The following is a 13518-nucleotide window of genomic DNA, read 5'->3' as shown; positions in this document are numbered from 1 at the left end:
GGGCGAACGAACGGACCGACAACGAACGTACAAGCGACGAACCGACCGACGACGAACGCACCAGCGACGAACACACCCGCGACACACCACCATGACAGAAGAACACGACGCGAACGGAACCGACGAGGAACGCGAGCGACGACTGGTCGAAGGCTGGCAGGGCCGCTACTACGAGGACTTCGAGGTCGGCGACATCTACAAGCACCCGTACGGGCGGACGGTGACCGAGACGGACAACGTCTGGTTCACGAACCTGACGATGAACCTCAACCCGATGCACTTCAACGAGGCGTACGCCGCCGAGACGGAGTTCGGCGAACGCCTCGTGGACGGCACGTTCGTCATCGCCCTCACCGTGGGGATGAGCGTCATCGACGTCTCCGCGAACGCCACCGCCAACCTCGGCTACGACGACATCCGCCACCACGCGCCGGTGTACCACGGCGACACCATCTTCGCGGAGAGCGAGGTTATCCACAAGCGCGAGAGCGAGTCCCGCGACCACGTGGGCATGGTCACGACCGAACTCCGCGCGTACAATCAGGACGACGAACTCGTCCTCTCCTTGGAGCGGACGCCGATGGTGCTGAAACGCGAGTACGCCCAACCCTCGGCGGCGCAACCGACCGGGTGGCCCGAAGGAATCGGGACGCAACCGGAGGAGTTGGAGTAGTGAGCCTCGAGAGTCGTATCGAGGGCGACGTTCCGGTGACCGACGCGGAGACGGCGACCGACGCCGTCGGCGACGACGCGACGCTTCTGGTCAGCGGGTTCGGGAGCGTCGGCTACCCGAAGGCCGTCCCGAGGGCGTTGGCCGAGTCGGGGCGGGACCTCTCGCTCACGGTCGTAAGCGGCGGGAGCGTCGGCGAGGAGATAGACGTGGCGCTGGTCGAGTCCGACTCGATGGAGCGCCGCTTCCCGTTTCAGGCGCGGCCGGCGGTTCAGGAGGCGATAAACGAGGGCCGCGTCGCCTTCGGCGACCGGCACATCTCGTCGCTCGGCGACGAGGTGCAGTACGGCGGACTGGTCGACTCCGAGGACGCCGTCGCGGTCATCGAAGCCGTCGCCGTCGGGGAGGATTGGCTCGTCCCCTCCACGTCCATCGGCACGACGCCCGCCTACGTCGAAGCGGCCGACCGGTTGATCGTGGAGGTGAACGCGGCGCAACCGCGTTCCCTCGAAGCGTTCCACGACGTCTACCGGCCGGGGAAACCGCCGAACCGCGAGCCGATACCGATGACCGACCCCGGCGAGCGAATCGGCGGGTCCCGCGTCGAGTTCGACCCCGAGAAACTCGTCGCCGTGGTCGAAACCGACGGCCGCGACGCCCCCTACGAGTTCCGCGACCCGACCGAGGACGACCTGACCATCGCGGAGAACCTCGGGACGTTCTTGGAGGCCGAAGTCGAGCGCTCACCCCTGTTCGAGGAGTCCATCCGCCTGCAGTTCGGCGTCGGCAGCCTCGGAAACGCGCTGATGGGCGCACTCGGCGGCGCAGACTTCGGCGACAGGGACCTCGTGTACTTCGGCGAGGTGATACAGGACGGCCTCTTGGACCTGCTGGACGAGGGCGAACTGCGCTCGGCGAGTGCGACGTCGCTCGCACTCTCGACGGAGGGGCAGGACCGCCTCTTCGAGAACGCCGACCGCTACGCCGAAGATATCATCCTCCGCCCCGGCGACCTCTCGAACAGTCCGACGCTCATCGACCGCTTCGGCGTCGTCGCCGTCAACAGCGCCGTCGAGGTGGACGTGTACGGCCACGTCAACTCCACGAACGTCGGCGGGTCGCAAATCATAAGCGGCGTCGGCGGGAGCGGCGACTTCACGCGCAACGCGCCCCTCTCCGTCGTCGCCCTCCCCTCGACCGCCGCGGGGGGCGACATCTCCCGAATCGTCCCGATGGCCCCGCACGTGGACCACACGGAACACGACTTGGACGTGGTCGTCACGGAACAGGGCGTCGCCGACCTGCGGGGCACCTCCCCCCGCGAACGGGCGAGACTCCTCGTCGAGAACTGCGCACACCCCGACTTCCGCGGGGACCTGCGCGCCTATCTCGACCGCGCGGCCGAACGCGGCGGACACATCCCCCACGACCTGCACTCCGCCTTCTCGTGGGAGGAGTGAGGGACCGACCGCGGTCACCGACCCCTGACGCTACGTTTCTTCGCCGCGGTGGACCGATCCCCGACGCTCGTACTCCATGCGTTCGGCGACGGCGGCGGCGACGTCCGCGCCGAACTCGCGTTCGACGAGGTGGAGAGCGAGGTCCAACCCCGAGGTGACGCCGCCCACGGTCACCACGTCGCCGTCGTCTACGACTCGCGCCTCGACGACCGTCGCCCCCGACTCGCGCAAGTCGTCCACCGCGCCGCGGTGCGTCGTCGCCGGGCGACCGTCGGTGATGCCCGCCCGCGCCATCAGCATCCCGCCGGTACAGACGCCGGCGATAGCCGCTCCGTCGTCGTGCAGTCGGCGAATCGCCGCCGGGATGTCGCCCCTCTCGGCCTCCGCCCGCGCGCCCGTCTCCCCGCGGGCGTTCCACCTGCCGCCGGGGACGACCAACAGGTCGGGCGAGACGTCGTCGAGGCGGGCGTCCGAACCGAGTTCGAGGCCGTGACTCGCCGTCACGGTCGGCGCGCCGTCGAGCGTACAGAGCGTGACCGTCAGGTCCGCACCTTCGGCGGCGGCGTTCTCGAACACTTCGAACGGAGCGACCGCGTCGAGTTCGTCCACGCCGTCGAAGAGAACGATCGCGATGTCCATGGTACCGGTCCGCAGGCGACCGAAAAAACAGTTGCGCGTCGCGTCGCTACTTCCCTTCGGCTTCGCCCGCCTTCGGCACCGAATCGCCGGAGAAGCCGAACGCGCCCTTGAGCGCCGCGATCGGGCTCGGCCGACCGGTCGCCGCACCGGCAGTCGCGGCGTCGGTTACCCCTCGTCGGGGGACCACTCGCCGCCGACGCGGTCCGCGCCCATGAGTTGGTCGCCGTCGTGTTCGGTGAACGCGACTTTCAGGTTCGGACGCGGTACCGCCCACGACTCGCAGAGCCAATCGACGACGGCGACGGCGAACGCCCGCCGCCGTTCGAACGACCGGCCCCGCCGAACGTCGGCGTCCAACACGGCTATCGGTCCCTCGACGGCCCGACCGATGGACATCGCCGTCGACGGATGCTCCCGGACGGCGACGGCGACGTGGCCGGCCGTCGTCGCCATCTCCTCGGTGTAGATGTCGGTGAGCGTCTCCGTCGCCTCCCGTCGTTCCTCCGCGGTGAGGTCGGCCGTCGTATCGAGTGCGAGATACGGCATCGGGCGGACGGACGCGCCCGCCGGTGTTAGTTGTACTCCTGTTCCTCGCACTCGCGCCTCCGCGCTCAGTCCGCGGCGGCGGTGACGTTCTCCGGCGGTTCGGTGAGGATGACTCGGACGACGAACCCAGCGCCGACGAGTGCAAGCGCCGCGAGCATGAGCCAACTCCACCGGTAGCCGACGGCGTCCGAGAGGTAGCCGAACGCCGGCGGCGCGAAGAGCGCACCCGACGTGAGCGCCAACTGCCCGCCGCCCGTCGCGCCGCCCATCTCGTCCGCCGAGACGAGCGTCGCCATACAGGAGTAGTAGACCCCGGTGAACCCGAGGACGAAGAAGCCGAGGATGACGAACGCCGCCGTGGCGAGCGTCGTCCCCTCGACGAAGGCGACGCCGACGAACAGCGCCGCGCTGGCGAGCGACTGGACGAGCAGAATCGAGCCGATTCGGCGGCGAGGCTCGCCCGGGAGCGCGTCGCTCAACCACCCCGTGACGACCCGCCCGGCGCTTCCGGACACCTGTAGTGCCGCGAGGACGATACCGCCGAAGGCGACGGACGCGCCCACCGACTCGTCGATGTAGAGTATCGTGTATCCGGTGGTGGTGAACAGGCCCGCGCCGAGGCAGACGCCGGCGGCGGCGAGCGAGCGGTACGGTCGATTCCCGAGCAGTCGGCCGAAGTCGGGGTAGCTCGCCTCCTCGGCGCTGCCGGATCCGCGGTAGACGAACCAGAACGCCACCGCGACGGCCAACCCGCTCGCCGCCGCGGCGTAGAAGCCCACCTCCCAGTACAGCACGCCGGCGATGCCGGTGACGAGCAGCGCACTCGCCCCGCTTCCGGCGGTGACGCCGACCTGTTTCACTCCGACGGCGAGGTTCTGCCGTCCGGGCGGCGTGCTGTCGAAGATCGCCTTGTTCGTCCCTGGCATCGCCGTCCCGTAGAGCGACCCGAGCAGGAACGCGCTGACGAGCAACGCGGGGTACGACCACGCCTGCGCGACGAAAATCGATCCGAGGGAGAGTCCGAGCAAGCCGACGGTGAGCGTTCGGTGTTCGCCGAACCGGTCCGTGAGCGCTCCCAGGGGGAGCAGAAACACCGCGTACCCGAGGGTGAGCGACGTGACGACCAACCCGACGGCCGCCCCCGAGAGTCCGAACTGGTCGCGGAAGAACGGCGTCGCCGCGAACACCGCATAGTAGCAGATGCTCGCGGCCAACTGCCAGACGAAGATCAGCGATACGACTCGGTAGATACCCATTCTCGACGGGACTGTTCTCGGCCAGACCCTAAAACCGTCGGGTTCCGGAACGAGCGTCCGCCCCTCGTATCGACTCAGCCGCCTCGCTTGCCTGCCCGGGAAGATTCAGCGGACAGCTTCGCCCCTCCCGCACAAAAGCGTCCTCTCCCGGCGAAACCGGTGCGAGAAAGAGAGTGATAGCACATTTGCGAATATAATTTATCATACGACGACAGTCGGGTCGTTCGACGTGGGAATTGTACTATAATATCTACACTAGAAAATAAGAGCAGTAGTCGCCTTTCTTCACAGTAAGTTAGTTGTATACCCTTATATCTTGACTAGTTCTATCTCGGCAGAAAACGCAACTGTTTACTCATCCAATTAAATGTGTGTGCACTGTGCTGTCCGGCGCAAATTCTACTCGGTGAGAGACGCACAGAACTCGCCGACGCCGGAATATCCCCCGCCCTCTCCGCGCACTATCCGTCTCCGGGGTATTACACCTGTATTCCTGTAACACACGAATCTATTAGTCGGACTACGAAATTCCAGCGTGACTGGAATTCCTCCTCCGCTCGTCACCGAGCAATGGGCGTTCGGTGCCGGTTCCGGCGGAGTCGAACCAGCGACGGTCGGGAGGCCGTCGAGTTGCGAGACGACCGTTCCGCTACGAGGAGAAGTAGTGCACTACCGAAACACGCGAGACGGTCGAAAACGGGGGTCAGCCGCTTCCGAGAGCTTTTCGCGCGGTTGCGAAGTCCATGCAGCTCTGCCCGGAGTACGGTTTCGTCTTTTCGAGCCACTGAACCTCCATCACGGAGAGTCGGTAGTGGCACGTCGAGGGTTCGATGCGGTTCCAGTAGATGTACCGGACTTCGGGCACGGAACCGACCGCTTCCACCTCCTCGGCCCGGTCGTTCGTCTGCAGGTCTTCCATGGGGACCGGGCCCGGCGTTTCGACGGGCGAGAACACGAGTCCGAGGCTTCCCAACAGGACGATGTTCACGACGAGAACGGCCGCGATCGCGCCGCCGAGGTACCGTCGTCGACGGGCGTCGTCGAGACGCGCGGCGACGACACCGACGCCGATAGCGAGGAACCCCAAGCACGGAATCAGGTCCGTGTACCCGCCGACCTCGAAATCGACGAAGAGGATGAAGAATCCGAACCATGCCCCTCCGGCGAGAATCCACCACTCGTCCCGTCCGATAGGGTCGTTCCGGTCGGTCAGAACGTCCACCGCGACTCTGACGAGGCCGGCCGCGCCGAGAAGGACGAACGGTGAGGCCCACTTGAAGTGGATGACGCCGCCGGCGAGACGGTTCAGGAGCGGCGTCGATTCACCCACCGTCAGCGGGACGAGGACGGCCTGTACCAGCATCTCCGACGTCGAGTTCCAGAGGAGGTACACCGGTAACAGCATCGCGGCGGTGAACGCGACGCCGCCGGCGACGGTGCGAACGAGGTTCGTCCGGTCGCCGTCTCTGAGGGCCATGCCGACGACGAGACACGGGAAGATAATCGCCGCCTGCCAGTACCCGACGCTGGCCGCGGCGGCCGCACCGCTGAGCGCGGGATACCCGCGGGTGTAGGCGTAAATCGCCACTAATCCCGCGAACAGTACCATGTACTTCGCTTTGAAGCCGTAAGCCGGCCGAACCAAGAACCCCGGCAGGAGGAACATCGAGAATCCCGCGATGGACGCGGCGAACCGGTCGCGCGTGGAGTGCCAGACGAGGGCGGCGACGAGCCCCACGATGCTGCAGGCGACGACCATCATCAGCAGCACGCTCAGGAGGTGGAGGAGATACACGTCACCCCCCGCGAGGAGGGCGAGGATCCCGGTCGTCTCGAACGAGAGCGGGGGTTTCACCTCCCACGCGTCCGCGTACAGGCGGGCACCTCTCGTCAGGAACCAGCCGATGTGCTGGAATATCCCCGCGTCGGGCGTCATCGGCGGTCGAGCGCTTCCGAGCGTGATGTCGAACAAAAAGTATAGCTCTACGACTCCGGCAGTCAGAACCGGGAGAGCGAACCAATGGTCGAGAGGAGCGAAGGCGGGCAACCACTCCAAGCTCAGAGCGGCGTCCAAGTGTTTCCTGCTCACGACTCCCCGTACAGATTCGTTTGTATTAATAACGGAGACTATAACTCGTAAACGGGTCCCTGAGGTGAGGATAATGCGACATTAATCCGGTCAGCTGTGCGGATATTGGGTAAAACCGTCAGACGGAGACGCCGTGCGTCTGACGCAAAACTTCAGGAACCGCTTCGTCACCGTTCAGTGCGCTGGTACTTCGAGTTCTGCGAATCGGAGTTAGTCGATTCGTACGGACCCCTGTTCGGCAGTACCAGGTAGTCTCTCGGTATCGCGAGGCGTTCTTACTGCCTTTCTCCTCGTGATGAAGGACCCGTCCGTCGCGGATTACGTTCGCTAGTCGGACCAGAATCGCCATACTACCGGGCTTCGCACCACGGTTCGTTGCAATGAGCAAGGGACAACCAAGTCGGGTTGACGAAGCGACGTGTAACTCTACGACACGGCGACGACTCCTGAAAGGGACGCTCGGTGCGGCGGCAACGGTCGCTGCCGTTCCCGCCCTGGGTGGCGTTGCGGCGGCGCACTTCCCGGTCGAACTCGACATCGATGTTCAGCCCGGAAACGAGGAGAACTTCCTCGACGCGGCGGAACACGAGTCGGTGTCGGTCGCCGTACACCCTTCCGAGTTCCTCGGCAGCGACGGCGAACGCACGACGTTCAACCCCGCCGACGAATCCGTCCGCTATCGGTTCGGTTCGCGGTTTACCCTCCAGAAGGGAGAGGGTGCACGACCCCTCGACGAGGGAGAGATTACTCGAGTCGAAGGCGCGTCCGGCGAGAGTCATGAGATGCTCGTTCTACGCTTCCCGGTCGACGACACTGGATTCGACGGCGGGGAGGAGACGGGATGGCTCTACTGGGAACGCGACGAAGACGGACATCACGGCTACGCCGGGTTCGACTCTGTTAGGGTCTACGGGACCGAGACCCTGAATTCAGACTTACTCGAGCTATTCAAACGAAAGCTCGGCGCGGAGGATAACTGAGGAGGCTACCAACAGATCATGCTGTCGAGCACTGACTCCGATACGGATTCAGCATGACCACTGCACGGCTAGTTCGGTCACGTTGCACTGACGAACTCTCGGAAGGAGACGCTACGTACGCATCGGGGTGTCGGTCTCACTACTGAGACCACCGCATCTGTATCGTACTATGGGATATACGTCGAGTGCAGGAGGAGGGAAGAACACTCTCGGCGAAGAGGCTCACGCCAGTCGACCCCGCAAAGTCGGTCCTGGCAGAACAGCCATGTACCTCTACCGCGAACGGGAACTAACTACCCACATGGACTCAACCGACTGGCTCATCGAGTCGATTGCGGAGGCGACCGGGACCGTCAGGACGCACCTCCACGACCACCGGAACAAGACCGGCGCGACGAACCCGACCGGCGACGAGCAGATCGACGCCGACGACTGGGTGGACGGCGTGTTCTACGACGCGTTGACCGGGACGGACGCGGTCGGCGCGTACGCCAGCGAGGAGCGTTCCGACGTCGTCGACGTCGGCGAGGGCTACGGGGTCAGCATCGACCCCCTCGACGGGTCGTCGAACCTGCTCTCGAACTCCGTCACCGGTACGATACTCGGCGTGTACGACGCACCACTTCCCGCCCGGGGCCGGGACCTCGTCGCGGCGGTACTGGTGCTCTACGGGTCGTACACCACGGCGACGGTCGCGACCGACGACGGCGTGACTCGGTACGTCCTCTCGGACGGCGAAGCCGTGGACAGCGAACCGGTTTCGCTTCCGGACGACCCGGACATCTACGGCTACGCAGGTAACCGGAGGGAGTTGTCGGACGAACTGCTCTCGACGCTCGACGAGTTGGGGAAGGCGTACAAACTCCGATACAGCGGTGCGATGGTCGCCGACGCCGCGCAACTCCTCACCCACGGGGGCGTACTCACGTACCCCAGTCGCGATTCCGCGCCCTCCGGTGACCTCAGACTGCAGTACGAGTCGAACCCGGTGGCGTACATCGTCGAACGCGCCGGCGGAGCGTCCTCCGACGGGTCGCAGTCGATACTCGACGTCTCGCCCACTGAACTCCACCAGTCGGTCCCGACGGTGCTTGGGTCGCCGGAACTGGTCGAACGCGTGGCGGCGATCGACAGCAGTTCGTAGAACCGTCTCTCCGTCGTCGGTCAGGCCGCGTGTCGAAGACCCGTATTTCTGTGAATCCCAGCGAGATTCTTCTAAACTGCGTCGGCCATCCTCCTCGACGTCTCTAACCCCCCATCTCGCCTGCAGTAAACGTTCGGTATCGGGGTACGGCATCGCCCCGCCCAAACCCACTTGGGCTTAATAAACTAAGCCCAAGTGAGATACTGAGATTCTGATTCTAGTGATACGGCCCCGCTACCCGTCGAATCTTTGCCTTCCTCCGTTTCAGAGCATGTCATGTATCTTATTTCGCTATATCAAATTTAAGGACGTAATGAATCCACTGCGAACGCGAAGCAGAACACCCCTACTCGAAGGTATCAGATGCCGTCACCGTCTAAGAGAGCAGTTCGACTATCGCGTTACGGTGCACGACGACGATCGTGGACGAAACGATGAGGAGCAGAAGGTCCAGAAGAACGGCGTTTTCAGAGACGAGTTTGATTGGAGAACGTAGTCTATCAGATAGACCTCAGCGGCGTCGTTCCCCATCGCAGGCATCACCAGCACTAGTATTGAAGCGACCATTCCCTCGATAGCTCCGAAAGAATCGAGGTTCTTTACTCGGGCGTTACACGGGACGCAATACGGGAGCGGTCCCTAAATCGATGAGAGCCTTCTTCGCTAGTATATTAGCCGCTACTCGGCGAGCGAACACGTTCATCGTTCTTCGACCGGATTTCCGAGCGCTTACGACAGAGAGAACGCTACTCGTGGTATTCGGCCAACTCCTCCGGGTTCCCCTTCGAGTCCCAGATCTGCATCAGAACGTCGGCGAACACTTCGGTCCGTTCGGGGACGCCCGACTCCGTCGGTTCCATCGACGCGTCGGCGACGCGTTCGGCGTACCCGCCGCCGAACGGCAGTCCGTCCATCGCCTCGCGGACCTCGAACGTGAACGTCCGGTCGTCGTCCGTCTCGACCCACGGGACCGACGCCGCGCGCTTATCGTACTCGATGGTGTAGGACTCGCCGCCGACGAGGTCGTACACGTCCGAGAGCGACCCGACGTCGAGACGCCGATCCTCGACGGCGAGGAACACCGATTCGTCCTCGATTCGAATGTGAGCCTGATTCGACATACTCGAAGATACGACCGACGGTACAAGAACGTTTGCCGGCGGCGTACGGGACCAGGGGGGCGAATTTCTCGCCCGTCGGCGACGGGACGGAACGCGGCCACCGTCGGGAGAGTGCGCCGTCTCCGAGCGGACTGCCTAGAGACCCAAGTATTATGTGGGTGCTACGCGTCGTTCCACCGAAGCATGCGAGAGAGCTACAAGCAAGTAAAAGACGCTATCAAAGGCGGAGTCATCCCGGCGACCGTCACTCCACTGACGCCCGACCTCGAAGTCGCGGAGGACGACCTGTACGGACACATCCGTAATCTCACCTCCACGGACGGCATCGTCGCCACCGTCGCGAACGCTCACTCCGGCGAATGCAAGATGTCTCCCCCGGAGGACAAGGAACGAGTCATCGAAATCCACCAGGAAGCCTCCGAGGATGCGATGGTGTTCTCGGGCATCCACGGCGAGAGTACCGCCATGGCCGTCGAAGAGGCGAAGCGAGCCGAAGCGGCCGGCGCGGACGCCCTCATGCCCGTCCCCATCGACGTCTACAGCCACGGCGACCCCAACATAATCGTTGAGTACTACAGCGACATCGCCGACGCCGTGGACATCCCCCTCATCGCCTTCCAGTTCGGCAACTTCGGCGACATCGCCCAACCGGTCAGCGCCTACGTCGAACTCTGTAAACTGGACGGCGTGGTCGCCCTCAAAAACGCCACCTTCGACGTCACCCGCTACGAGGAGACGGTTCGCGCGCTCGAACCCTACCGCGACGAGTTCACCCTCATGACCGGCGAGGACGTGTTCCTCTATCACTCCTACCTCCTCGGAGCCGAAACCGCCCTCATCTCCTACGCCAACCTTATTCCCGACATGCACGTCGAGAAACTCCGCGCCGTCCGCGAGGGCGAGATAGAGCGCGCGAGGGAACTCCGCTCGGAGATGCTCCCGCTCACGAACTTCCTGTTCGGCGAACCGGTTGGCCGCAACCGCAACCGCATCAAAGCCGCACTCCAGATGCAGGGCGTCTTCGAACACGACACCGTCCGTCCCCCCGCCCAGACCCTCGACCCGGAGGAACGCGACCACCTCCGCGAAATCCTCCAGGACATGGACCGCCTGTAAGCACCGATAGACGCGCCCGACAGTCCGCGTCTCCGCCTTTTCGGCCGCTCAACGCTCGAAGGAGTGCGAGCATCGCCCGAGCCTCGTGGCCTCACTCGCCGTCGAACGACGCTCAGATAGGCTTCGCGGTCCAGGCACGGAACGCCTCCCTTCACCGTCCCGTCGGTGGAAGTCAGCGAGTCACCCCACATCGTTCCCGAGGGGGGAACGGTAGCGTTACAGTCCTAATGATGTAATCCATTATCGGGTAACGGTGTTCTCCTCGGAAAAGTCAAGATACGTCGTATACGGAAAGAGGAGACTGGTTCCCTCTAGGGGAACAGTTTCGGGGTCAAAGTCCGGTTCGCCCTCGGGTATCGGGCCGGAATCGCCGCCGTCCGGCGGACGGAGGAACGCGTAACGATGTTCTCTGACGACAGGTCACGCGGGCGACCGTTCCCCGCACGGGAACGAATACGACGAAGAAAACATCCGCCGTCGCCTACCGAGCGGAGTCCCACGGAAGGGCGTAACTTGGGTCGTTCGCGAAGCGGTCGAGCTCCGCTGTCACGGAGATTCGGCTTCCGCTGGGGAGTTGAACCCGTACCGCGTTCGACTCGCCGGACTCGAGGGCGTCTCTCCCGTTCGCGTCGCCGCCCGCGTCTCCGACGCCCACGCGGTTGCCGTCGGTTTCGACCGACTCGAACCGGTGTTCGCCGTACGCGCCCGCCTGTACGACCAGTTCCTCGTTCGTCCCTCCGGCGTTGACGAGGGTGAGTTCGATTCCCTCCCGCGAGACGTCCTCTACGAGTGCGGCGACGCCCTCGGGGAGTCCCGGCCGTTCCCGGCGAGCGTCGAAGTGCCGAACCTGCGCCATGACGAGGCCGCCGTAGTAGACGGGCTGAGGCGCGCCCATCGTGAGTTGGAGCAACGCCTTGTGGAAGACGGGGTTCCGGTCGCGGAGGTAGTCCTCGTCTACCGTGGTCGGTTCGTTCCCCTCCGCCTCCATGAGGTCCAGTCGCTCTTGGACGTGTTCGCGGGTCGCTTCGAGAATCCGGTCGGGGTAATCCGGGAACTCGCCGTCGAGGTACGCAAGCCACGCGTACTCGTGGCCGTCGCCGTGCTTCGTGGAGGCCCGGGGGTCGACCCGCTTCCAGTCGCGCTTCCCCCAGTCGCGGAGCCGACGTACCCGCTCTCTGTCCTCGTCACTCATCGACATGTACCAGAGGTGGACGGCGTACGGGTCGTCCGTGTGCGGTTGGAACTCGTACCAGCCGTCGCGCCAGAGAACCTCCCCGTCGTCCTCCGTGAGGACGCCCGAGGCGTCGTAGTGGTAGTCACCCTCCCCGCCGTGCTTGTGCGGGATGTAGAGCGTGCTGTGGACGTCGTCCTCTCGCACCTCGATTCCGTTCTCCACGAGGACGTCGAGTTGCGACCGGGGGAACTCGAGGTACTCCCGGTCGCCCTCCAGCAGAACCGCGTTCTCCGCAGCGACGGTGGGGCCGATGCCGACGTAGTGCCATCCGCCCCACGACCACCCGTAGTAGCCGCCGTACCACGAACCGTCGGTGTACTCGCCTATCTCTCCGGACCGACCGACGTTGTCGGGAATTATCCCGCCGTTCTCCGCCGTTCGCTCCCGCCACGCCGCGAGGTAGTCGGTGACCCACTCGCGGTACCTGTCGTCGCCCGTGTGGAGGTACGCGTTCGTGAACAGGCTCGTGGCGTTGAGGTTGAGCGGGATGTCCCCCTTCGAGCACCGGTCGTTCAACACCTCGAACAGTCGCTCCTCGTTGTCCGGGTCCAGAAGGTCGGCGGCCTCGTCGAACTCCAAGTCCCGCCACGGAAGCCCGTGTCGCGCCCAGCGGTAGTCGGCGCCGTACGGGTGGTGCTCGTACGCGGAGAAATCGCAGTAGTCGGGGCCCATGCTCCCGTTCATCGGACCGCGAATCAGTCGCTTCTCGCCGTCGTAGTTGTTCGCGTCGGCGGTGGCGGAGTAGAGATTCGCGAATCGCTCGGCGCGGTCCACGACCGTCTCGTCGTCGGGGGCCGCGAGACCCATGTTGTACGTGTAGAGGTTCCCCTCCCCCATGTGGAACCAGTCCCGGCACTGCTCGAACTCGTCTACGACCATCGGGTGACCGAACGGCGTCTCCATGTTCGCCCCGCGTTCGAGTGCCGCCTCGTACACGCGTCGGGCGTGGTCGAGGACTCGTTCGTCGCCGCCCATCGCGTACAGCAACGGCCAGTTGTAGAACCCCTCGACCACGTCGTCGAAGCCGTCGACGCCGACGTGGTCCTCCGGCGGCCAGAACGGTTCGCCCTCCGGACCGGTGTAGTCCGCGACGAATCGGTCGGTGACGCTCGCCACCAGGTCGAACAACTCGCGTTGTCGGCGCGCCCAGGACGGCACGCTCGACGCATCGACGGTCGCTTCTAGTTCGAGCATGCTCTCATCGGTGCTGTCGGTCCGCTGTATCGGTCGGTATCGTTTGTCACGGTCAGTTCGGGTGCTCGT

The 13518-nt window shown here is 64.5% G+C and carries 11 protein-coding genes; 5 read left to right on the top strand and 6 right to left on the bottom strand.

The window, feature by feature from the left end:
* The first annotated feature begins 91 nt into the window (after window positions 1-91).
* Entirely contained in the window at window positions 92-673 is a 582-nt protein-coding gene (locus ACFQEV_RS09255) for a MaoC family dehydratase (RefSeq protein ID WP_379695144.1), read from the top strand.
* Window positions 673-2130 (top strand): acetyl-CoA hydrolase/transferase C-terminal domain-containing protein, encoded by a 1458-nt coding sequence (locus ACFQEV_RS09250; protein WP_379695142.1) that lies wholly within the window; start codon window positions 673-675, stop codon window positions 2128-2130. Before ACFQEV_RS09255 ends, ACFQEV_RS09250 begins: the two co-directional genes overlap by 1 nt.
* Window positions 2131-2160: 30 nt before the next feature.
* Here the strand turns inward: ACFQEV_RS09250 and ACFQEV_RS09245 are convergent, their stop codons facing one another.
* From ACFQEV_RS09245 to ACFQEV_RS09230, 4 genes are all read right to left on the bottom strand, one after another.
* Entirely contained in the window at window positions 2161-2769 is a 609-nt protein-coding gene (locus ACFQEV_RS09245) for a DJ-1/PfpI family protein (protein WP_379695140.1), read from the bottom strand.
* Window positions 2770-2934: 165 nt separating this feature from the next.
* Entirely contained in the window at window positions 2935-3315 is a 381-nt protein-coding gene (locus ACFQEV_RS09240; RefSeq protein ID WP_379695138.1) for a tautomerase family protein, read from the bottom strand.
* 65 nt (window positions 3316-3380) lie between these two features.
* Complete coding sequence (locus tag ACFQEV_RS09235) at window positions 3381-4571, bottom strand: MFS transporter (protein ID WP_379695136.1); 1191 nt, start codon at window positions 4569-4571, stop codon at window positions 3381-3383.
* 703 nt (window positions 4572-5274) lie between these two features.
* Window positions 5275-6543, bottom strand: coding sequence for a DolP-mannose mannosyltransferase (locus ACFQEV_RS09230; RefSeq protein ID WP_379695134.1), 1269 nt, complete (start codon window positions 6541-6543; stop codon window positions 5275-5277).
* Window positions 6544-7040: 497 nt separating this feature from the next.
* On the opposite strand from ACFQEV_RS09230, the gene ACFQEV_RS09225 reads away from it, so the two are divergent.
* The gene (locus tag ACFQEV_RS09225; protein WP_379695129.1) at window positions 7041-7640 is read left to right on the top strand and encodes a hypothetical protein; all 600 of its coding nucleotides are present in this window, start codon (window positions 7041-7043) and stop codon (window positions 7638-7640) included.
* A gap of 301 nt (window positions 7641-7941) precedes the next feature.
* Window positions 7942-8784 carry a class 1 fructose-bisphosphatase gene (locus tag ACFQEV_RS09220; RefSeq protein WP_379695127.1) on the top strand — a complete coding sequence of 281 codons (843 nt, stop codon included), beginning with the start codon at window positions 7942-7944 and terminating at the stop codon, window positions 8782-8784.
* A 746-nt stretch (window positions 8785-9530) separates the two neighbouring features.
* Here ACFQEV_RS09220 and ACFQEV_RS09215 read toward each other — a convergent pair.
* A complete protein-coding gene (locus ACFQEV_RS09215; RefSeq protein ID WP_379695125.1) occupies window positions 9531-9905 on the bottom strand; it encodes a hypothetical protein in 375 nt (124 codons plus the stop codon).
* 183 nt (window positions 9906-10088) lie between these two features.
* On the opposite strand from ACFQEV_RS09215, the gene ACFQEV_RS09210 reads away from it, so the two are divergent.
* Window positions 10089-11021, top strand: a complete 933-nt coding sequence (locus ACFQEV_RS09210) for a dihydrodipicolinate synthase family protein (RefSeq protein ID WP_379695123.1) — start codon at window positions 10089-10091, stop codon at window positions 11019-11021.
* A 481-nt stretch (window positions 11022-11502) separates the two neighbouring features.
* Here the strand turns inward: ACFQEV_RS09210 and ACFQEV_RS09205 are convergent, their stop codons facing one another.
* Window positions 11503-13449, bottom strand: coding sequence for a DUF8034 domain-containing protein (locus tag ACFQEV_RS09205; RefSeq protein ID WP_379695121.1), 1947 nt, complete (start codon window positions 13447-13449; stop codon window positions 11503-11505).
* Window positions 13450-13518: the final 69 nt, after the last annotated feature.

The organism is Halopelagius fulvigenes, assembly GCF_042662625.1.
GTDB classification, from domain to species: domain Archaea; phylum Halobacteriota; class Halobacteria; order Halobacteriales; family Haloferacaceae; genus Halopelagius; species Halopelagius fulvigenes.
The sequence above is the reverse complement of the archived record's forward strand: the minus strand, read 5'-3'. Positions and strand labels throughout refer to the sequence as shown.